Below are 20,613 nucleotides of genomic sequence, written 5' to 3' on the forward strand. Positions count from 1 at the left end.
CTATGCTTTCCCGAGATGTAACCGCGCAGACCATGGAAGCGATGCAGTTTTCTCAGGTGGGAAAGCCTCTTGCTTTTGTAGAAAAGCCTTTGCCTGTGCCGGTCGATGGTGAGATATTGATCGAGGTTGCGGCGTGCGGTGTTTGTCGCACTGACTTGCATATTATTGATGGAGATATTGAAGATTGCTTGCCGATAGTGCCGGGCCATGAGGTCGTCGGCCGCGTCGTGGGGAAGGGCGAGAAGGTGAAGATTGCTTGCCGATAGTGCCGGGCCATGAGGTCGTCGGCCGCGTCGTGGGGAAGGGCGAGAAGGTAACACGCTTTGAACTGGGAGACCGGGTTGGGGTTCCATGGCTGGGCGGGACTTGTAAGGAGTGCTCCTATTGCACGAGGCGCGCCGAAAACCTGTGCGATAAGCCTGTCTTCACCGGTTTTACGATCGACGGCGGATACGCCACGCATACCATTGCAAATGCCGACTACTGCTTCGCAATCCCGGACGAATTGAACGACATCCATGCTGCGCCTTTGTTGTGCGCTGGTCTGATCGGTTATCGTGCATTCGCTATGTGCGGTGATGCGATGCGGATTGGCTTTTATGGCTTTGGGGCATCAGCCCATATCCTTGCCCAGCTGGCCACCGGTATCGGATGCAAGATTGCAGCGTTCACGCGGCCAGGTGATGAAGAAGGGCAGAAGTTTGCGCGTCAAATGGGCTGCGTATGGGCGGGCGGGTCCGATATGCTGCCTCCGTTCGAACTAGACGCTGCGATCATCTTCGCACCCGCAGGCGAGCTCGTTCCGCAAAGCTTGGCCGCAATCCGCAAGGGAGGCGTAGTTGTTTGCGCAGGTATCCACATGAGCGACATTCCCGCCTTTCCTTACGAGCTATTGTGGGGAGAGCGAAAGTTGCGTTCCGTCGCCAATTTGACCCGCGCAGATGGCGATAGCTTTTTTACCGCGATTGCAGATCATCCGGTTCAAACACAGGTCGAAACATTTGCTTTGAAGGATGCGAACGAGGCGCTGAAAAGACTACGCGAAGGATCGATAAGCGGCGCAGCGGTGCTCATACCATGATCCGTTTTGCCTTCCTCTTCCTGTCGGCTCTGTTGGCTTTGGCAAGCCCCGCACAAGCAGACAACCGTTGGTCTACCGCGCAAGCCGAGAACCTGCTTACCTGGGCCCAACGCGTGTCTGATGAAGGTTTGAAGCTTCCATCAGCGCAGGCACGCGAATTGCGCCTTGCGATTGATGCCGGTGATCTTGAAGCCCTCGCGCCTGTTGCCGATAGGTCGGCCATTACCCTCATGCGGGCATGGAGCGGCAGGTGTTGTGGGCCTGCGCGCCCATCGTGGTGGCATATCTCAGGCGTGGCAAGCGATGCGGAATTGCGCAAGGGCCTCGCAGATGCACTCAAAGCTGATCAGCTTGACCTGTATCTTCGCTCCGTTCGCCCGGTGCACCCGCATTATGCCAGCCTGGTTAGCGCGCTTGCCGATGAAACCGACCCCGTTCGTCACGCAATCATCGAAACCAATCTGGCGCGCTGGCGGTGGATGCCCCGGACGCTGGGCAAACGCCATCTCCTCGTAAACATCGCCTCGCAGCAACTTACCTTGTGGGACGAGGGCAGGCCCGTAGGTCGCTGGCGTGTTATTGTTGGAAAACCCGCGACAAAAACGCCGGTATTCTCCGCTCAGGTCAGCGGCGCGGTCCTAAACCCTTGGTGGGAAATACCGTCGAGCATTGCGGCAGAAGGCATCGGCAGCTTCGTCCGGCGAAATCCGTCGGCGGCCCGCGCGCGCGGATATGTCTATCAGAACGGCCGGTATCGTCAGATGCCGGGCGATAACAACGCGCTGGGACGGATGAAACTGTTGATGCCCAATCCCTACAGCGTGTTTTTGCACGAAACATCGAAACGCGAATTGTTCGACGAAGAGCGCCGGTTTTTAAGCCATGGCTGCGTCAGAGTGGATAACGCGCTGTCATTTGTCGCGACGTTGTTTTTTAGGGATGGTTGGGACCAAGAACGGGTCGATGCCGTGGTTGGAACAGGCAAGACGCAGACCATTTCACTGGCTGAAAGTGTTCCGCTTTACGTAACCTATTTCACTGTTGAACCCTCGCTTGGGCGGCAGGGGGTTCAGTTTTTGGAAGATGTCTATCGCAGGGATCCAGCACGGCTTTCGGTTTCACAGACCACAGCAGCCGGAGTTCAGTTTGCACAATCTGGCTTTGGCGAGCCCGGCGATGCGTCTGCGAATGCCGTAGACCCTTCTTGCCGTGCAAACTAGATGACCCGACTTCTAATGCATTAGGTATTACTAGATTATATATTGAAGCTAATGACAAAGACCATCAATCCCCGATTGGTTGAAATGCGGGAAAGGTCAGGTGAGGCGGCTGAATTCTTGTGAGTCCTCTCGAACCAGCCTCGGCTCCTTGGCCTGTGCCATCTCGTTGAGTCGCAGGAACTCAGCGTTGGCCAATTGGTCGAGAGGGTGGGGATCAGTCAGTCTGCGCTTTCCCAACATCTTGCAAAGCTGCGAGAACAAGGCATTGTGGCCTTTCGCCGGGAGGCGCAGACCTTGTTTTATCACATTGCAGATGCTCGGTCTTATGCTCTATCTTTTGGTTAGCATCGCGCCCGGAGAGCTTGGAGGCGATTAATCACCGGCTTGCCGATGCTGAAATCAGCCTGCATCTATCCGAAGTCAAAGGGCCCGTTATGGACAGCCTGGATCGCATCAGCTTTCCGGACGAGCTTTATGGCAAGGTCTTCCTGTCACACGACAAGGCGATGGCACATCTTAAGAAATTGACCGAGATATCTCCCGAAGGGGAAGACCATAGGCTCGCACGGGGTTTGATATAGTTTCTCGGGGCAAACCCTCGGAGGTTTACTTATATCCTCCCGGCTTCGAGCATCGCATTCTTCAAGCCTCCCTTTCCAAGGTAGAGGAAGCTTTGCGATGGCGTCGAGAACCAAATACATTCCCCTAACTGCGGCGATCGCTGGCATCCTTGCCACTATGGGATGCGCGGGGAGCAGCACTCCGTATCAGCCATTGAGTGCAGGCAGCCGCGTATCGGGTGGGTATTCCGATCTTCGCATTGACGAGACCCATTACCGCGTCACCTTTACGGGCAACCGCCTGACTTCGCGGGAGCAGGTGGAAAGCTATTTGTTATTCCGCGCAGCTGAACTGACCCTGCTCAAAGGCTACGACTATTTTATCATTCAGGACCGCGAGGTAGAGCATCAGATTGAACGACAGGTTCGGCGCGATCCGTTCTATGATCCGTGGTATGCGCCCTATCACACCTACTGGCGGCCTTATTGGCGTTATTATCGCTCCGGCCACGGTTGGTATGCATGGTATCCATATTATGGCGACCCGTTCTGGGCCGACCGCTATAATGTGCGCACCATCGATCGTTACGAGGCAAGCGCTGACATTATCCTAGGCAAAGGCGATAGGCCCAATGGCATCGTTCGCAGCTTTGATGCAAGAGAAGTGAGCGCGCGGCTCAGGCCTCAGATCAAGTATCCATCAGACTAGAACTGGCGCATTAATTCGTGAGAGAAATCAGCAGTCCGACACCGCCGAAATACACGATGATTGCAGTCAGGGAATCCTCCCCCATGCGCAGAATGGTCCGGTCCCGACGTTCTATCAACCCGATGACGAATATACCGGTCAGCCCAAGCGCCAGCATCGTTCCGGTGATCTCAAACCCTCCCGCGCGCGACAGCACTCCTGGGCTCGGTGTGACGAGATCAATCGCGAGGATGATTGCAAGATTGAACATGTTCGAGCCGAAAATCTCGCCGATTGCCAATTCGTATCGATGATGCCGCATTGCGCTGATGATCGCGCTTGCTTCGGGCAGGGATGTTGCAATTGCGATTATGAGCAAGCCGACGATGCCAGTGCTCAGCCCGGTTTCGCGCGCGATGGTTTCCCCCGAATTGGCCAACGTCACGCCGCCGATCAGGATGACAGTGGCCAGCCCCAAAAGCACAAAAGCAAGCTTGCCGGTTGATATGGGGGATTTGCGTGTTTCTTGTGCTGCTACAAGATCGGGCGGATTGATGACCTGCCACATCGGACGCTGTTCGGCGCGGTGAGAGATGAATAGGGCGATCACTACGCCTGCAAAAATTGCCAGCGACCATGCGCTCGCAGGCCCACCCCAATCGCCGCCACCAATACCAATCGCGGCCGCCACCAGAGCAAACAGCGTCATGCTCAATACCCCCTGGATCAGCGTTACAGGGCGAGCCACCACCGAGGTAAGTGGCCGGGCTCCGATCACCATGTCGGCAAGAGCCAGCAACAGGAGATTAAGACTAGCGCTGCCGAGGATGTCGTTAAGTGATAACAGTGGCACTCCGATTGCTGCAGCAGTCGTACCTGTGGCGAGCTCGGGTAACGAGGTTATCCCGCCAAGGACCAGCATCCCTGCGATACCTTGGCCAAGCCCTGTCCTCTCGCTCAACGCGACCACATAGGCAGGCAGTCTTGTCCCGGCCCACCACACCGCAATCGCTGCCAGGGCAAAAACAAATGCCGTCTGCCACAAGACTGTCATGGACGCCCGCTTTCACCGCAGCCGGATATTGTCCAATAAGGGCAGGTGGCGGTTTGGGAAGAGGCACCGCCAAGCCCGAGATTGGCAATCATGCCATTGCAGGCGAGCCGGTCGATGTGTGATCCGAGCTGGACAACATACCGGTGACCTGCCGCCCGAATGCTCCCAATCCGAATAGCATGGCAAGAAGCATTACCAACAGGCCCACCAATGGGATCATGGCTAGAAGCAAGAGAACCACCACGCCCCCAAGCGGCCACAGGAAGCGTTCCGCAGTAGTTTCAGGATCATCGGTTTTCTTCGCAATAATTCGGCGTGCGCTCATGCCGAGGAAATGCGCGGTCACGGCCACTGCAATCGGAGTGAGAGCGAGGGAGGCGATGAATAAGAATACCGCCAGTGGAATGCCAAATCCGGTCCAGAAAAACAAAAGTCCAAGCACCGGCACGATCACGGCAAACAGGACGCCGATAGCCAGAGCTGGCAGCGGCTTTGCGGCGAGCATATTTGAGGTCGCTCTCATTACACGCGGTACTGCAAAGACTAACGCTGCAACGATGACGAAATAGCTGATGAGCATGGACAGGCCGAACGAGAGGAGAAATTGCCCAATGCCTTTGCCGTATTCCTCTGCGGTAAAAGGCTCAGACGCTGTCAGCTGCGTCCGGCTCCCCTCGATGACAGCCGCAGGATCAATTTCAATGCTGGAGCCGCGATACAGCAGATCACCCGCGATGCGAGCGTTAGGGCCAAGTGTAATTGAGTCGCCCGACAGGCGCGCGTTACCGGGAACGATGGAGTTCACGTAGATCTCGCTTGCACCAATTCGCAAGTCTCGCCCAACAGGCGCATCAAAGCGCACTGTCCCGCCTGCGATGACGGCGGAACCGCCGATTTGAACTGTATCCGCGGCAACAATCTCACCGCCTGCAAGGACAATGTCATCCTCGACTATTGCTTGCTTGAGATCGATTTCGCCAGCCGCAGCAATGATGTCGCGAACACTCGCATTCGCGATGGTTAAGTCACCGCCAGCAATGATCAGGTGGTCGGCACCCGCGCCATCGACCGTCATCTCACCTGCTGCTGCGAAAAGATCGTCGCTTGTTTGCTGACGAATGACGAGCTCGTCAGCGGCGAGGAAAACCATGTCCTGAGCCGCAGTCTCGGCAGCTTGTGTTTCAGCAATTCCTGTTTCAGCAGGCGCAGTCTGATCTTGTCCAACTGAACTTGTGGGCAATGCAGCTGCGCCCAGTGCCACCAAGCAGCCAGCGGCAATGCTCTTTAGCGAAACCGTTTTCAGTAAAGCCATTGTGAGTGCCTCCTTTGCGGGCGCATTGCCCGAACATGGCGAACTTCAAGGATATTGGCGCGCGCGAATATCCGTAAATGTCCTGAGGCAATCAGCCCTTAAGGGGTCAGGATGCGCAATTGATGCAGCGCGATGCGATCGGCCGGGCCTTCAAACGCTGTGCGCCGATGTCTTTGCCGCACTTTGCGCAAGTGCCGTAGGTCCCGTTGTCGATCCGTTTCAAAGCATAGCCAATCTGGCGAATTTCAGAGCGCAAAGCCTCGTCAATTCCTTCGAGCGCTTCATCATCGGCAAGATCGACTGCCTGTTCACTCCAGTCCGCATCAAGCGGATGGCGCAGATCATCCTCGATCACTTCCGCGCGTTCCAAGAGGTCTTGCAAGCGGCTCTTTAATTTTGCGGCAAATTCGGAATTGTCGGTCATGTTTGCTTCCTCATCAACACGATTGATCGCAAGTTCCGACGATTTTGAGAGACTTGCTTGTGCCAAGAGTAGCGCAGCCACACGAATGATGGCTCTACGGCAATTTACGTAATTCGCTGATCCGAGCGCAGACTATTCTTAGTGGCAGTTTCCAACACTATCAGGGTGAGTGAGAGCCATGAAATCCATTCTTCTCCATGTTTATGACGATGATTGTTTCGAAGCCCGCCTTCAGGTGGCCTTGGACCTTGCCCGGCAGTGCAAAGGGCGCATCACTTGTGCGCAGGCTGTTCCCTATGATCTGGGAATGCCGAGCGACTTTTACGGGATGATGTCGGCTGAGATGATTGTCGAATATGACAAGATTGCCGAGGACGCGAAGAAGGCTATCGAAGAGCGGCTGTCCCATGAGGATGTTCAATGGGAATGGAAACGATCAAGAGGTTCAGCCGCTGCGCTGATCGGCTCGTGCGCTCCGATCCATGACGTTGTGATAGTGGGCTCACATGATCCACTCAAATTGCCCAAATCGCCCTCGCGCTTTGTTGGAGAGTTGATTGAGCGGGTCCGCGCGCCGATCATAGTCGTGCCTTCGGATGTGCGATCATTCGACCTTGAAGTTCCAGCAATCGTTGCATGGAATAGCTCGGCAGAAAGCGCGCATGCACTGAGGGCTGCTATGCCGCTTTTGAGCCGGGCGAAGGAAGTGCACGTATTGAGCGTGAACGAGAAGAAGAGGGCTAAAAAGCACGCGCCGCACTTCGACTTACCCTCTCTCAAGGCAGCGGAATATCTTGCTGAGCACGGCGTAAAAAGCGAGATTACTGAGCTTCCGAAAACCAAAGGCCGCTCAATTGCAGATACGCTGGTGGCCGCTGCAAAGGCACGCGAAGGTGGCTACATCGTAATGGGTGCCTATGGCCATTCACGCTTCCGCGAACAGATACTTGGCGGGGTGACGCGCGATATGCTCAGGGATCTGAAGTTACCGCTCGTCCTTGCCCATTAAACCTTGATAGCAAGGGCATAGCCGAGCTGTGAGCGAGGGCAGAACGGGGCCGCGTGCCAGAGCATTCCTAGGGCTCAAAGCAAACCTGTCGCTAGCAACATGACGCTTGAAATTGCGCCTAATACTGGAACGAAACGCGGCACTGAAAAGCAGCCCGTGGGCGGTACTTTCTCAGAGCGCTTCACGCGGATCAGGGCCACGTTGACCAACGTAAAAGTAAACAAGACGATTTGAGAGGTCCGCTGCGCCAAAATCTCGATGGGGAACAGTTGAGACAAGGCGATGATGATCCCTGCCACCACTGCTGTCGCCAATATGGGTGTGTGCGTGCGCTTTGAGATCACAGCAAGCGGCTTTGGCAGATATCCTTTGTCGGCCAATCCGTAGAGCATTCTGGATGCCATTATGATCTGTATCAGGATACCGTTCACTGTGGCGACAATGGCGATTAGCCCGAACCCTTCGCGCAAAAACGCAGGGGCGTTTGCAAAAACCAGTAAAAGCGGAGAAGAGCTGACGGCCAAAGTCTCGAGCGGGATCGTCATCACAACAGCAGCCGTGGTTAGCGTGTAAAGCAATGTCGATATGAGCAGGGTCAAAATGACCGCGCGCGGATAGGCCTTGAGCGGGTCTTTCACTTCCTCTGCAACGCTTGCCATGTCCTCAAAACCGATGAATGCAAAAAAGGCGAGGGTGGAGGCTGCGACAATGCCGAACCAATGGGCGGCTTTGAACGAAGGAAGGAGCTGCGCTGTCTCGATTATCGATTGGGAGGGCCCAGCCATTGTCCAGCCAATTACCAGAAGCAATCCGGCGATTTCGATCACGGTAATGACTGCTGCTGCCGTGACAGATTCGCTTATACCCCAAGCCGCAAGCAGCCCCATGCTAATGACTGTCAAAAGAGCAAGTAGCGGCACGGGAAGTCCGGTGAGACCGCTGAGATAACCACCGGCACCAATTGCGACTGTTGATGCTGATACCATACCGGAAATCGCGATAAGCAAGCCGGCGCCGATTGTGAGCCATCGCCGATCAAATCCGGCCTCGATATAGGCCGCAGCGCCCGAACTGACGGGATATCTGGTGGCAAGCTCGATGTAGGAAAGAGCAGTGATTGCAACCACAAACGCAGCAATCAGGAACGAAAAAGGGGCGTAAAGGCCAGCTTGTGCTGCTGTTGCACCGACCAGGACATAAATCCCTGCTCCAAGTGTGACGCCCAAACCGTACAAAGTAAGCAGCGGCCAAGAAAGGGCACGTTTAAGCCGGACGGGGCCATCTGCACCGTCATGCGAAGTAGGTTTTGATTGTGTCCCTGCCTTCGTCATCGCCGCCTCCTTTATGACCCGCTAGAACCGCATCCTTGCCCACACAGGCAGGTGGTCCGATGCACGCGTTGCCAGCGAACTGCGATGCACGCCCCATTCGAGCGCCTCGATGCGGTCACAGTGCATTATTCGATCAAGGCTTGCGACAGGGCGGTTGCTGTGAAAGCTGCGTCCGCAATCCAGCACTGTGAAATTCTTGGCAAAGACTTTCAGACACCCGGCATTGCTGCGCCATTCGTTGAGGTCGCCGGTTAGGATCGTGGGGTGTTGCCTTTGCTGTTCTTTGGCAAGGTCCGCGATCACATTCGCCTGACGGTTGCGCCAAAGGCCAGACAGATCGAGATGCATCCCAAAGATCGAAACGCGCTGCCCGCTGATGTTTAGTGTCGCAGTCACAACTCCCCTTGGTTCCAAATAGGGAATATGGATAATGTCGTGATGCTCAACCGTTATGGTCTTGCGCACAAGAATGGCATTGCCGTGCCATCCCATTGAATCGCGCTGAACATCAAGGGGTACGGGCACGTAATTGGTATGCGCTTCAATCTGGAAAGCGGGCAGGGCGCTTTGCCGCCTACCGAACCGGCGATCCGCTTCTTGCAGCACGACAATATCGGCATCAATCTCTTCAAGGACATTGAGGATACGCAGCGGCCGACGTGTGAAATCGGTCCCGATTGCTTTTTGGATATTGTAGCTCGCAATTTTGATTTCGGTTCGTGCCATCAGATCAGATCAGCCATCAGACGTGCTGTATTCTCCAAGATTTTAAGGTGAAGGGGGCGCTGTGACCATTCATCAAGGCTGAGCCGCTCACACTCGCCCAAAAGCGCCGTTTCGAATTGTTGCAGCCTTTCTGCAAATTCAGCGTCATATGTCACCAAATCGATCTCTGCATTCAGCTCGAACGATCTGACATCCATATTGCTGGTCCCCACGATTGAGACTTCGTTGTCTACGCGAAAATGTTTTGCGTGCAGGAAGTCTGGGCCATGCAAATGGATTTCTGCCCCAAGGCTTAAGAGCTGCGAATAATAGCTGCGCTGCGCCAGCCCAACGAGGCGATGGTCGCTTTTTCTTGGCGTAATCAGTTTGACCCGGACGCCCCCGATGACCGCAGCTTTGATTGCAGAGATCACGGCATCGTTCGGGATGAAGTATGGCGTTGTGATGACCACTTCAGCTTCAGCGTTATGCATTGCACGGGCAAAGATCAGGTCAACGCCCACGTCCGGATTTTCAGGGCCTGTGGGAACAATTTGCGCTGTGCAGTCGCCGCTGGTGGCGGGCGAAGGATAGAACTGCTCGTGCGATAATTCCTCAAGTGTTTCAAGATACCAGTCGGCAGCAAAAACCGCCTGAAGCTGAGCGACAACGGGGCCTTCAACGCGCAGCAAAAGATCTTTGTTTGCCCGGCCTGATTGTTCAAGCACGTCCCACACATTTTGCGAGCCGGTGTATCCGATCATCCCATCGACCACGACAATCTTGCGGTGATTGCGCAAATCGACCCTTGAGCTGCGTAGCCTTCTGCGAAGTGGCAGAATGTCATGGACTACCACGCCAACGTGCCTCAATCGCCGTTTCAGCCGGACCAGCGACCAGTAAGAGCCAAGCGCGTCGACCAAAACTCTGCATTGGACGCCGCGCAAAACGGCCCGTTCGAGCGCTGCGATGATCATTTGGCCCATGCGATCATCCCTGAAGATGTAGAACTCCAGGTGAACATGAACCTTAGCCGCATCGATATCTTTGACGATGGCATGATATGCGGCGTCGTAGTCACCAATCATCTCAATACGATTGCCCTTAGTCGCCGCAAACCCGCCAATTCCATACGCCATGCGCTCGACTGAGCGATTATCGGATGACAATTCTGGCGGCTTGCATGACCCATTCACCAGCGGCAGAATACGATCATTGAGCGAGGGCAAGGCTTCGAGATGTTTCTTTCTTTTTGCTGAGAAATAGGGACGTCCGATCAACCCATATCCAACCACCGCGAGCCATGGCAGGGCGAAAAAGACCAGCAACCAGCTGCGTGCTTCGGAAGGGGCGCGGCGAAAGGGGACGGCCACGAAAGCGACAATGGCGATGATCCATCCGCCCACAGCAAACTTGTTCGCCCACAGCCAAGAGCTGGAGGTCAATAGCAGGTCTGTCACGGTCGTTGGATCAATAAACTTCAGAGCGCTCCTCCTATTGGAGAGATAGTCGAGGGCGGCATAGTAACGCAACGCGCAACCCAGCTACTCTAGCTTATGAGATCAAATACCGCTTCCCATGAGCCAAAACCCAAAAATATCCTTCCTGCCATCATGGATAGAAGCATAATCAGCAGGATCGCCCATACGAACAAGATCCCGCCTGTGATGCGCCAACTCTTGGGAGGCAGGCCCTGAAACAGGAAAGTCGCGATCCCAGCCACATTTACACAAACCAGATTGACCGCGAAGAGGAATGCCGCGCTCGCACTGGCACCAGGGAATCCGGCGCCAAGGTAAATGCCAATCGCTGTCAGTGGGGGAACCAATGCAACCGCTATCATCACACCAACCAGCGACAATGACGCCCCACGACTAAAAGCAAGAACGCCTGCCGCACCGCACGCAAGAGCCAGCGCGACATCGGCAGGCTGAACAAGAGTGCGGTTCCTAAGTTCCGGGGTAAGGGGATCAATCTCGACGAATATCCCAAGTATCAGCCCAGATACCACAGCGAACAGGCATCCGATGGCGAGTGTAACGGAGGCTTTCTTTGCGAGCTTGCCATCACCCACCGTCGCAGCCAGCGCAACTCCCATTGTAGGGCCCAGCAGTGGCGCGATAATCATCGCACCGATCACCACGGCGGTCTGGCCGCTTCGCATACCAAGACCCGCAATTATCGCGGAAAGCGTGACTGTGATGAGGTATGACGGCCTGACATGGAGGCTTTCTTCGATGTCATCGTAAAGCTCGTCAGTGCTAAGCCTGTCACGGCTGAAAAAACGCTCCAGCATTGTCGGCGGAGGCAGGTCAGTGCCGAGCGGCAACTCGGTCGCGGGCGTTTCCTCGATCGGCGGGATAATCGCCTCAAGTGCCTCAACATATGCGGTGAAATCGGGATCGTCGGCAAAAACTTCGTAAAGGTCTTTCAGCAGGCGCTCGGTATAACGTTGCTGGACAACGCAGCTAAGCTTTTCCTGCCCGCCCGGGACGGTCTCTCGCCAAAAGCGCCGCGAATGTTTTTGTACAATCCCCTCCAGCTCGCCAATACGCGCCTCGGGTAGATAAATCTTTACAATCCTTGCGGACATCCAACCTCTTTCGCAAGCCTGCCAGTGGCCCCATCACTTGCTAGTAGCGAGGGCGCGAAGGCTGTCTCTATGGAAATATCCTTATCCAGTCTCAAGAGCCAGCACCGATCACAACCATCTGCCCAGATCAGACCATCAAGATGTACAATGGCGGGATAAGGCGGGTGGGTGCTGAGCCTCGCTTTGCGAACCCACGCACAACCGCGCTAACAAGTCTGGCACCAAAGAAGAAGGGCGTGGTGGTGGACGCACCAGGGTTCGAACCTGGGACCCGCTGATTAAGAGTCAGCTGCTCTACCAACTGAGCTATGCGTCCACACGAAATGCGAAGGTTGGATTGGTGCGCTGAACGCGCATCACATCGCCAAGTGGCGTGCATATAGCGCGCCTTTTTGCGATTTAAAGGCTCCTCTTGCGATTATTCTATCCCGACAGCCCATAGCGGGGCGCCTCGCGGTTCCAACGGTTCACCATCATTAAAGCGCCAATACAGATCATATTGGTCAACATCGACGAACCGCCGTGGCTCATAAAGGGCAAGGGGATGCCGACAACAGGCGCCATTCCCATCACCATCATCAAATTGACAGCCACGTAAAAGAAGATGGTCGCCACCATCCCAGCGGCCAAAAGACTTGCAAACCGATCGCGGGATTCGCGCGCCACCCGCAGGCCCCAGCTCAGGATAATGGTGAAGACCGCAAGGACGAACAGGCCTCCGACAAGGCCCCATTCTTCTGCCATGGTTGAAAAGACAAAATCGGTCTGTGGTTCGGGCAGATACTGCAAGTGGCTCTGCGACCCGTTGTTAAAGCCTTTTCCGAAGATCCCGCCTGATCCGATTGCAATCTTTGATTGATTGATATGATACCCTGCACCCAGTGCATCGGCTTCGGGATTGAACATCGTGAGGACGCGGCGCTGCTGATAATCCTGCAACCCGAAGAAAAAGACAATTGGCGCTACGGCCATCGCAGCAAGTCCTCCGCTAACAAACCATTTGAGCGGAAGGCCGGCAAGCAGCATGACCACGGCTCCGCCAAAGGCAATCGCTACCGAGGTGCCAAGGTCGGGCTGAAGCAGAACGAACGACACCGGCAAGGCTATCAACGTCCCCGGTATAATCAAAGCGCGCCATCCGGTGATCATGCCAAGGGGCAGGCTTGCGTAAAACTGCGCCAAAGTCACCACGATGACGGGTTTCATGATCTCGGAAGGTTGGAGCACCATAAAGCCCAGATCAAGCCACCGCTGGCTCCCCCCGCGCACGTTGCCAATTATCTCGACCCCAAGGAGCAAAACCAAAACAACGACATATGCAGGGTAGGTCATAAACCGCACAAAGCCGCGCGGAAGCGAGGCAATGATCGCGGCCATTACCAGGAAGACGCAAAAACGGATGAGATGGGAGGAGGCAAAGGGGTCCATGCGACCGCCTGCTGCTGAATAGAGAACGGCTGCACCAAACAAGACGAGCAGGAACAGTGGGACTAACATGCCCCACGGCTGGCGCGCAATTGGCTCTGGGATGACGCCGGTGTTTGCGCTCACGGTATTGGCTCGGGACTGGGCGCGGGTGCTGGGCTTGATGCTGGCGCTGGGCCTGATGTTGGCGCTGGGCCTGATGCTGGCGCTGGGCCTGATGTTGGAGCCGGGCCAGGCGTGGTCACAAGAGCATCGGGTGGCGGGGTAGACCCTCTGGCGGCTTGATCCTCGCGCGGCACCACAAAAGTCTCACCGATCTCCTGTGTTTGCTCTGCTTCAAGCCGGGCCTCAGCCTCGACCCGGTCAAAGATGTCCTCATCGCGCTGGGGAGGCGGCTCGACTGTTGCACCGCGTTCAGCAGCATAAGCAGCATAGCGGCGCTCTAACCGTTCTTGCGCGGTGCCACCCCATTGCTGCTCAAGACCGCGCAGGGCCTCAAGACCTTTGGCCGGATCGAACATGAACGTCATCACATCGCGAGCGATTGGATAAGCTGCACCTGAGCCCCCGCCATGCTCAATCACAACTGCGCCGGCATAGCGCGGATTGTCGGCAGGGGCATAGAAGGTGAAGAGCCCGTGATCGCGATATTTCCACGGCCCGCTTCGCCCATCGGACACGCTGAGGGAGACGACTTGCGCAGTTCCGGTTTTCCCGGCGATCTGCACGTCGGGGATCGGCAGCTGCGCCCGGCGGGCGGTACCGGCGCCGTTCACAACATTGTTCATCCCCTGATGCACGTGAGCGAGTTTCTCCGGGTTAAAGCCATAGCTTTCAGGTGGCGATGCCGGACCATCCAGAAGCAGACGCGGGATCACGCGTTTACCCGTGGCAAGCCGCGCACTCATCACTGCCAATTGCAAGGGACTGGCCAGATAATACCCTTGGCCAATCGAGGCGTTCACCGTGTCAAACGTCTCCCATTTGCGGCCAAACTTGTTGAATTTCCAGTCGGATGTGGGAACGGTGCCGTAGAACTGGCTGGTCACGGGAAGGTCAAATTCCTGCCCCATGCCAAGGTCTTTGGCCAACGCTGCCACCTTATCGAAACCGATTTTCTGAGCGAAATGGTAGAAATAGCTGTCGCAGCTTTGCGCGATAGCTTTGTCCATGTTCACGACGCCGTGATTGGAGTGGCAATTGAAGAAACGGCTGCCGATGCGCCGCCCACCGCCGCAAACAATCGTTTCATCCGGGGAGACACCCGCTTGGAGAAACGCGAGGCAGTGCATGGGCTTTACAGTTGATCCGGGTGGGTAAAGTCCTTTGAGAACCTTATTGCGCAACGGCACACGCTGGTCATCGCGAAGCATCGAATATTCGACCGAGCCAATGCCATCGGAAAAGCTGTTTGGGTCAAAACTTGGCATGGAGGCCATGCACAAAAGGTCGCCCGTCTGACAGTCCATGACCACGACCGAGCCGCTTTCGAGCCCGATTCGGCGCGCGGCGTAGTCCTGCAACGGGCCATCGATCGTGAGTTTGACCGCTTCGCCTTGAATATCGTCGCGCGTTTCAAGATCGCGCACGATACGGCCGCCGGCGGTCACTTCGACACGGCGCGCTCCCGGTGTGCCGCGCAGGCTTTGCTCAAATTGTTTTTCAAGACCATCCTTGCCGATCTTATAGCCGGGCGTGATCAGGATAGGGTTACGGTCCAGCTCGTACTCTTCGGCTGATGCGGGCCCGACATAACCAATCAGGTGGCCGACAGAAGATGCGGTGGGATAGAATCGCGAAAAGCCGCGCTGTGGAACCACACCCTGCAAATCGGGAAGGCGCACGCTTAGCGCTGCAAATTGTTCGTATTTCAGCCCGCTTGCAACTTCCACAGGGGCAAACCCGCGCGCGCTGGTGACCTTCGTTTTGAGGTCCGTGATCCTATCTGCTTCAAGGCCGAGCAACCCGCCAATCTCATCAATCATCGCTTCGGGGTTGGCCAGGCGTTCCGGCACAACGTCGACCCGGAAATCAGCCCGGTTGGAGGCGAGGGGGTCGCCGTTGCGGTCCAATATCCACCCTCTGCGCGGGGGGATCAGCGTAAGGTTTACCCGGTTGCTTTCTGATTCGAGGCGATATTTCTCGTTCTCGGCAATCGCGAGATAGCCCATCCGCGCAGCCAGCAAGACCCCGATAGAAGCCTGAATCCCGCCGATCACAACCGTGCGCCGCTCAAAAGTGTTGCGCATCGTCGATGCATTGACCACGGGGCCACTGCGCTTCGTACCGCCTCGAAGTTTGAAAAACCGCTTCACCCGATCCTCCGGGCCCGAGACAGGCGGAAACGGTCAGCGAATGCGATCACCCGCGCAATCAACGGATAAAGTAGGATTGAAAGCGCGATCTGAGGGAGGATCACGATCAATAATTCAGCAGAAAGAGTGGCCCCGGACACGATCATCGCCGCAACAATATAGAGCAAAATACCAAAACCGGCGGTGAACCAGTCCTGCCAAAACCCGCGCCAGGGGAAGCGTGTCTCAATAAGCTCCAGCGCGATCATCGTAAGCGACCACAAAAAGATAGCACTGCCAAAGGGTTGCCCGCTGAAGAGGTCGTCAAATGCGCCAAGCGGGACACCAACCCACAAAGGCATCAAACCTGGCCGCATTAGCCTCCAGCCAAGAAAAAGGATGAAGCCCAAGGGCGGGGCGATTGGCATGGTGTCAGCAATAACGAACAGCGGAAGCAGCGATCCCAAAACGATAGTGACGTAGTGAACCGAATTTGTGCGCCATGGATCTTGAACGCGGTTGATTTCGTCACCGCCATACGCGCGGCGTTGTAGCGGAGGATCAAGCCGGTCGATCAATTGGCAAGCTCCTCTTCGGTGAGCTCGTCGCGCTCACGCACCCCTGCGGCCTCCACCGCCAAGGGCTCATAGATCGGCTCAACGCTGACATAATTGGTCGCAGCAGGCTCTGCAATTAACTGCGCGATACCTCCATCGGGTGTGATCTCAGACAGCACTGCGACCGCAACACCAGGGCGGTAATATCCGCCAGCCCCGCTGGTCACGAACACGTCTCCAATCTCGAGCGGGTTCAGGCCGAGGTTTATCAGGCGGATGCGCAAAAACCCGTCGCCGCGACCTTCTGCAAAAGCCACCGTTTGGTCAGACGCGCGCCTCACGGGAAGCACACTTTCGGTGTCGGTAAGGAGCAGCACGCGCGAAGAGGCGAACGAGGTTTCGAGTATGCGCCCGATCACGCCGCGCTCTGAATGGACCGGCATGCCAATCTCCACCCCGTCTGCACGGCCAACGCCGATATAGGCGAACCGGCGCACCGACGACGAGCTGGAGGCGACAAGCCTTGTGGTCGCGACAGGCGGATTTTCCTGATTGTAGAGGCCCAAAAGCGCCTTCAAGCGGTCGTTCTCAGCTTCCACAGCCTGCGTCTCGGCAAGGCGTATGCGCGCAATCTCGACTTCTTCCCGCAAGGCTGCATTCTGGCTGCCCGCTCTCCAAAACCCGCTGATCGTGGCCCAGATGCCGTTCTTGCCTGCGCGCGCTGTTGCGGTCGCTTCGCCAGCAGGACTGGCAATGGTCGTAGCTGTGCCGCGCAAAGGCTGCATGATCGCAGGCTGCCAAAGGGATATTGCCAACAGAGCGAGCCCAAGCACCGCGCCAAGGGTCGCCAACAGATACCCGGTAAAGACCGAATACTGCTGCTTTTTCGAAAAGCCCGATCGACGCGATTTGGGCGACGCCATGGCTGAAAGTGACCCCTTACTTCAAATAGTGCCTTACGCGGTCATCAGCACGCCGCGATAAACCGGGTCTTCCATTGCACGGCCAGTGCCGATTGCAACGCAGGTGAGCGGGTCTTCAGCGATGGAAACGGGAAGGCCGGTTTCTTCGCGAAGATGTTCATCCAAACGGCGAATAAGTGCGCCGCCGCCGGTCAAAACGATACCCTGATCCACGATGTCAGCGGCCAGTTCGGGCGCGGTGTTCTCAAGAGCGATACGCACGCCTTCAACAATCGCGCCAATGGGTTCCGACAAAGCTTCTGCGACGTGCGATTGGTTGATCGTGATCTCTTTAGGCACGCCGTTCACAAGGTCGCGGCCCTTAAGAGTGATCGTTTCGCCGATCCCGTCATCCGGGCTGATGGCGATGCCATAATCCTTCTTGATCCGTTCAGCGGTGCTGTCACCGATCAAAAGGTTGTGGTGTCGGCGGACATAGGAAACGATTGCCTCGTCCATCTTGTCGCCGCCGGTGCGAACCGATGTGGTATAGGCAAGACCGCGAAGCGAAAGAACGGCGACCTCGGTTGTGCCGCCGCCGATATCAACGACCATTGAACCTACAGGCTCTGTTACAGGCATATCAGCGCCGATCGCCGCGGCCATTGGTTCAAGGATAAGATGCACTTCCGAAGCGCCAGCGTTCGATGCGGCATCGCGGATTGCGCGTCGTTCAACCGAGGTCGAACCCGATGGCACACAAATAACGATTTCGGGATAGCGGAACAGGTTACGCTTGCCGTGAACTTTACGGATGAAGTGCTTGATCATTTCTTCCGCGATTTCGATGTCGGCAATAACACCATCACGCAGCGGACGGATCGCTTCGATTGAATCCGGCGTCTTGCCCATCATCATCTTTGCATCATCGCCAACCGCCTTGACGCGCTTGATCCCGTTAATCGTCTCGATCGCAACCACAGAAGGCTCGTTCAGGACGATCCCTTGATCCTGAACATAGACCAGCGTGTTGGCGGTCCCCAGATCGATCGCCATGTTTTGCGACCCGAATTTGAAAAGATTGGCAAAGAAGCTCATTTTCGAAGTGTTCCGTGATATCCCGTAAGTGCGATCCCGCCGTGCGGGTGCACCAAGTCCATATGTGCTCACACTCTTTGATGTGTTCACACGTCTTGTGCATTCCGCCTAGCGAACCCCGCGCAAAAAGGGAAAATTTTTTGTTGACTGTGGAGCGGATTTTCCCCCGCTGCCCTCGAATTTGCGACGCTTTAGCGCTAGCATGAGACAAATGCCCGAAATTCGCCGCCTTCCTGAAACTCTCGTCAACCGTATTGCGGCCGGAGAAGTCGTTGAAAGGCCTGCTTCTGCCCTAAAAGAGCTGGTTGAAAACGCGATTGACGCAGGTTCTTCGCGAATCGCTGTGTCGCTTGTTGATGGGGGGCTTACCCGGCTTGAGGTAACTGATGATGGCTGCGGGATGAGCGCGGATGAGATGGCGCTCGCGCTTGAACGTCATGCGACATCTAAATTGCCGGACGAAGCCATTGAAATGGTTGCAACCCTGGGATTTCGCGGAGAAGCGCTCCCTTCCATCGCCAGCGTCGCTCGTCTGACGTTGGAAAGCCGTGTTCGCGGGGCAGAAGAAGGCCAAGATGCGGGATGGCGCCGAGTGGTGGATCATGGCGATTTGGTGGAAGAAGGGCCCGCAGCGCTTCCCTATGGAACGCGCGTTCGGGTTGAGCAGATTTTTGCCCGCATCCCTGCGCGCCGCAAATTCCTTCGCACGGCGCGCAGCGAGTATATGGCCTGCCTCGACAATGTCCGGCGTCTTGCGATGGCCCGGCCTGATATTGCATTCACTTTGGAAAATGTCACTGACGGGAAGGTCCGAAAAGGACTGAACACCCAAGGGAATGAGCCACTTGCGACGCGTGTTTCACAGATCGTCGCGCGCGAGCTTAAAGACAATGCGGTAGAGATCGACCTCGCAAGGGAAGGGCAGCATGGCCCCATGCGGCTGACAGGGTTGGCGGGGCTACCGACGTACAACCGGGGCGTTGCCGATCACCAATATCTGTTTGTGAACGGGCGCCCGGTCAAAGACAAGCTGCTCACGGGCGCAGTACGCGGGGCCTATTCCGATATGCTTGCGCGTGATCGCCATGCGGTGCTTGCTCTTTTTCTGGACATCCCGCCGCAAGATGTGGATGTAAATGTCCATCCGGCCAAGACTGAAGTGCGCTTCAGGGATGCCGCCGGGGTTCGCGGGTTTATCGTTTCTGGCTTGCGCCAAGCGCTGGCAACAGGCGACCGGCGTTCTGCCCAAGGCCCTGACCGCGCCGCCATGGGGCGCTGGGTCGCTGAACCCTCCCGGCCCATTCCGCACGAAGACGCGCCCGCCATGCGCTCGATATTCGACGCGCCAGACAGGCAGGCGAGCGACGCCTATCTTGCAGAGACGCGTCCCGGCTTTGCGTCACCTTATGCGGCGTCACAGCAAGGCGCTTCGGCGCAACACTCCGCTCTGCCCCAAGGGCGCGCTGAAGAGGCCGTACCGCTGTCAGAGGAAACGCAGGACTACCCCTTGGGGATTGCGCGGGGACAGGTCGCCAACACTTACATTGTTGCTGAAAGCAAAGACGGGCTGATCCTCGTTGATCAACACGCAGCGCACGAACGTCTGGTGCTTGAACGCCTGAAACGGTCCGGTGCAGAAGAAGCCGTCCAGCGCAGCCAAGCTTTGCTTGTCCCCGATGTCGTCGAAATGGACGAAGCGGACTGCGACCGGCTTGAAGATGCAGCAGAAGGCCTTGCGCGCTACGGCCTTTCGGTTGAGCGCTTTGGGCCAGCGGCGATGCTTGTGCGCGCTGTTCCTTCGGCCATCGCAAAGGCTGACACGGGCAAGCTTTTGCGCGATCTTGCCGATGACATTGCAAAGCATGGCAAGCAGGCGACAAGCGGCTCGCTGCTCCTAGCTGAGCGCCTTGAATACGTGCTCGCTACTATGGCTTGCCACGGATCGGTAAGAGCAGGGCGGGTTCTCAGCGTTGCCGAGATGAACGCGCTCCTTCGCGAAATGGAGGCAACTCCGCGTTCCGGACAGTGCAATCACGGGCGGCCCACCTGGGTTAAACTGAGTATGGAAGACGTTGAAAAACTGTTCGGCCGCCATTGAGCCGGTCACTAATGCTTCAAGTTAGCCGCGCAACTCACGCAAATGGTCCACCAAGTCATTGAAAGGTAGAGTTCGCTCTAAAGTGGACCCAAAACTATACCATTTTGAACATAACTGTGTTAGTCATTCCAATGGATCGCTCGCCACAACACAATTAGGCGGCTTTGGAGGATGCCTTGCGCTGCAGGGGCGCGTATTGCGTTCTGGTGCAGGAATTCCTCAGGCTGACCCTTAGAGGTTTGAGTGCATTGCGTCCCTGCGT

Annotated in this window: 19 protein-coding genes, 1 tRNA gene and 1 pseudogene; 8 read left to right on the plus strand and 13 right to left on the minus strand. The window is 56.4% G+C overall.

The window, feature by feature from the left end:
* The first annotated feature begins 2 nt into the window (after positions 1-2).
* The 6 genes and pseudogenes from EH31_RS18090 to EH31_RS01455 all read left to right on the plus strand — a co-directional run bounded on the left by EH31_RS18090 (position 3) and on the right by EH31_RS01455 (position 3,570).
* Positions 3-266, plus strand: coding sequence for an alcohol dehydrogenase catalytic domain-containing protein (locus EH31_RS18090; RefSeq protein WP_034957641.1), 264 nt, complete (start codon positions 3-5; stop codon positions 264-266).
* Complete coding sequence (locus EH31_RS01435) at positions 266-1,081, plus strand: alcohol dehydrogenase catalytic domain-containing protein (protein WP_338390472.1); 816 nt, start codon at positions 266-268, stop codon at positions 1,079-1,081. Before EH31_RS18090 ends, EH31_RS01435 begins: the two co-directional genes overlap by 1 nt.
* Complete coding sequence (locus tag EH31_RS16635) at positions 1,078-2,301, plus strand: L,D-transpeptidase family protein (protein ID WP_051698846.1); 1,224 nt, start codon at positions 1,078-1,080, stop codon at positions 2,299-2,301. Before EH31_RS01435 ends, EH31_RS16635 begins: the two co-directional genes overlap by 4 nt.
* A 135-nt stretch (positions 2,302-2,436) precedes the next feature.
* A pseudogene (locus EH31_RS17130) lies at positions 2,437-2,646 on the plus strand (ArsR/SmtB family transcription factor); the annotation flags it as partial.
* A 17-nt stretch (positions 2,647-2,663) separates the two neighbouring features.
* Entirely contained in the window at positions 2,664-2,882 is a 219-nt protein-coding gene (locus tag EH31_RS17700; protein ID WP_034957645.1) for a hypothetical protein, read from the plus strand.
* Between the two features lie 97 nt (positions 2,883-2,979).
* On the plus strand, positions 2,980-3,570 hold the full coding sequence (locus EH31_RS01455) for a CC0125/CC1285 family lipoprotein (RefSeq protein WP_034957646.1): 591 nt from the start codon (positions 2,980-2,982) through the stop codon (positions 3,568-3,570).
* Between the two features lie 10 nt (positions 3,571-3,580).
* On the opposite strand, the gene EH31_RS01460 is transcribed toward EH31_RS01455, so the two are convergent.
* From EH31_RS01460 to EH31_RS01470, 3 genes are all read right to left on the minus strand, one after another.
* A complete protein-coding gene (locus EH31_RS01460) occupies positions 3,581-4,603 on the minus strand; it encodes a sodium:calcium antiporter (protein WP_034957647.1) in 1,023 nt (340 codons plus the stop codon).
* An 88-nt stretch (positions 4,604-4,691) separates the two neighbouring features.
* Positions 4,692-5,915: a DUF8173 domain-containing protein gene (locus EH31_RS01465; RefSeq protein WP_034957648.1), complete on the minus strand. Its 1,224-nt coding sequence runs from the start codon at positions 5,913-5,915 to the stop codon at positions 4,692-4,694.
* Positions 5,916-6,021: 106 nt separating this feature from the next.
* Positions 6,022-6,339, minus strand: a complete 318-nt coding sequence (locus EH31_RS01470; protein WP_034958739.1) for a TraR/DksA family transcriptional regulator — start codon at positions 6,337-6,339, stop codon at positions 6,022-6,024.
* Positions 6,340-6,517: 178 nt separating this feature from the next.
* Here EH31_RS01470 and EH31_RS01475 point away from each other — a divergent pair, with 178 nt between their 5' ends.
* Positions 6,518-7,348, plus strand: a complete 831-nt coding sequence (locus EH31_RS01475; RefSeq protein ID WP_034957649.1) for a universal stress protein — start codon at positions 6,518-6,520, stop codon at positions 7,346-7,348.
* Positions 7,349-7,422: 74 nt separating this feature from the next.
* Here the strand turns inward: EH31_RS01475 and EH31_RS01480 are convergent, their stop codons facing one another.
* The 10 genes from EH31_RS01480 to EH31_RS01525 form a co-directional block, all read right to left on the minus strand.
* Positions 7,423-8,679 carry an APC family permease gene (locus tag EH31_RS01480; protein WP_081853165.1) on the minus strand — a complete coding sequence of 419 codons (1,257 nt, stop codon included), beginning with the start codon at positions 8,677-8,679 and terminating at the stop codon, positions 7,423-7,425.
* Positions 8,680-8,700: 21 nt separating this feature from the next.
* Positions 8,701-9,405 (minus strand): endonuclease/exonuclease/phosphatase family protein, encoded by a 705-nt coding sequence (locus EH31_RS01485; RefSeq protein ID WP_034957650.1) that lies wholly within the window; start codon positions 9,403-9,405, stop codon positions 8,701-8,703.
* Positions 9,405-10,844 carry a cardiolipin synthase gene (cls, locus tag EH31_RS01490; protein WP_152553424.1) on the minus strand — a complete coding sequence of 480 codons (1,440 nt, stop codon included), beginning with the start codon at positions 10,842-10,844 and terminating at the stop codon, positions 9,405-9,407. Before cls ends, EH31_RS01485 begins: the two co-directional genes overlap by 1 nt.
* Positions 10,845-10,933: 89 nt before the next feature.
* Positions 10,934-11,977, minus strand: a complete 1,044-nt coding sequence (locus tag EH31_RS01495) for a TIGR00341 family protein (RefSeq protein ID WP_051698848.1) — start codon at positions 11,975-11,977, stop codon at positions 10,934-10,936.
* A 240-nt stretch (positions 11,978-12,217) separates the two neighbouring features.
* Positions 12,218-12,293: transfer RNA gene (locus EH31_RS01500), tRNA-Lys, on the minus strand.
* A 107-nt stretch (positions 12,294-12,400) separates the two neighbouring features.
* On the minus strand, positions 12,401-13,474 hold the full coding sequence (gene rodA / locus EH31_RS01505) for a rod shape-determining protein RodA (RefSeq protein WP_051698977.1): 1,074 nt from the start codon (positions 13,472-13,474) through the stop codon (positions 12,401-12,403).
* Between the two features lie 50 nt (positions 13,475-13,524).
* Positions 13,525-15,651: a penicillin-binding protein 2 gene (gene mrdA, locus EH31_RS01510; protein ID WP_051698849.1), complete on the minus strand. Its 2,127-nt coding sequence runs from the start codon at positions 15,649-15,651 to the stop codon at positions 13,525-13,527.
* Between the two features lie 62 nt (positions 15,652-15,713).
* Positions 15,714-16,274, minus strand: a complete 561-nt coding sequence (locus EH31_RS01515) for a rod shape-determining protein MreD (RefSeq protein WP_081853166.1) — start codon at positions 16,272-16,274, stop codon at positions 15,714-15,716.
* A complete protein-coding gene (gene mreC / locus EH31_RS01520; RefSeq protein WP_034957653.1) occupies positions 16,271-17,176 on the minus strand; it encodes a rod shape-determining protein MreC in 906 nt (301 codons plus the stop codon). Before mreC ends, EH31_RS01515 begins: the two co-directional genes overlap by 4 nt.
* Positions 17,177-17,209: 33 nt before the next feature.
* On the minus strand, positions 17,210-18,253 hold the full coding sequence (locus EH31_RS01525) for a rod shape-determining protein (RefSeq protein ID WP_034957654.1): 1,044 nt from the start codon (positions 18,251-18,253) through the stop codon (positions 17,210-17,212).
* Between the two features lie 211 nt (positions 18,254-18,464).
* On the opposite strand from EH31_RS01525, the gene mutL reads away from it, so the two are divergent.
* Positions 18,465-20,351, plus strand: coding sequence for a DNA mismatch repair endonuclease MutL (gene mutL / locus EH31_RS01530; protein ID WP_034957655.1), 1,887 nt, complete (start codon positions 18,465-18,467; stop codon positions 20,349-20,351).
* Positions 20,352-20,613: the final 262 nt, after the last annotated feature.

The organism is Erythrobacter longus, from assembly GCF_000715015.1.
Lineage (GTDB): Bacteria > Pseudomonadota > Alphaproteobacteria > Sphingomonadales > Sphingomonadaceae > Erythrobacter > Erythrobacter longus.

Excerpts from the sequence above, each read along its gene's own strand:
- EH31_RS18090 (WP_034957641.1), top strand. The coding sequence starts at position 3 with ATGCTTTCCCGAGATGTAACCGCGCAGACCATGGAAGCGATGCAGTTT.
- EH31_RS16635 (WP_051698846.1), top strand. The coding sequence starts at position 1,078 with ATGATCCGTTTTGCCTTCCTCTTCCTGTCGGCTCTGTTGGCTTTGGCA.
- EH31_RS01455 (WP_034957646.1), top strand. The coding sequence starts at position 2,980 with ATGGCGTCGAGAACCAAATACATTCCCCTAACTGCGGCGATCGCTGGC.
- EH31_RS01460 (WP_034957647.1), bottom strand. The coding sequence starts at position 4,603 with ATGACAGTCTTGTGGCAGACGGCATTTGTTTTTGCCCTGGCAGCGATT.
- EH31_RS01465 (WP_034957648.1), bottom strand. The coding sequence starts at position 5,915 with ATGGCTTTACTGAAAACGGTTTCGCTAAAGAGCATTGCCGCTGGCTGC.
- EH31_RS01470 (WP_034958739.1), bottom strand. The coding sequence starts at position 6,339 with ATGACCGACAATTCCGAATTTGCCGCAAAATTAAAGAGCCGCTTGCAA.
- EH31_RS01475 (WP_034957649.1), top strand. The coding sequence starts at position 6,518 with ATGAAATCCATTCTTCTCCATGTTTATGACGATGATTGTTTCGAAGCC.
- EH31_RS01480 (WP_081853165.1), bottom strand. The coding sequence starts at position 8,679 with ATGACGAAGGCAGGGACACAATCAAAACCTACTTCGCATGACGGTGCA.
- EH31_RS01485 (WP_034957650.1), bottom strand. The coding sequence starts at position 9,405 with ATGGCACGAACCGAAATCAAAATTGCGAGCTACAATATCCAAAAAGCA.
- EH31_RS01495 (WP_051698848.1), bottom strand. The coding sequence starts at position 11,977 with ATGTCCGCAAGGATTGTAAAGATTTATCTACCCGAGGCGCGTATTGGC.
- rodA (WP_051698977.1), bottom strand. The coding sequence starts at position 13,474 with ATGTTAGTCCCACTGTTCCTGCTCGTCTTGTTTGGTGCAGCCGTTCTC.
- mrdA (WP_051698849.1), bottom strand. The coding sequence starts at position 15,651 with ATGCGCAACACTTTTGAGCGGCGCACGGTTGTGATCGGCGGGATTCAG.
- mreC (WP_034957653.1), bottom strand. The coding sequence starts at position 17,176 with ATGGCGTCGCCCAAATCGCGTCGATCGGGCTTTTCGAAAAAGCAGCAG.
- EH31_RS01525 (WP_034957654.1), bottom strand. The coding sequence starts at position 18,253 with ATGAGCTTCTTTGCCAATCTTTTCAAATTCGGGTCGCAAAACATGGCG.
- mutL (WP_034957655.1), top strand. The coding sequence starts at position 18,465 with ATGCCCGAAATTCGCCGCCTTCCTGAAACTCTCGTCAACCGTATTGCG.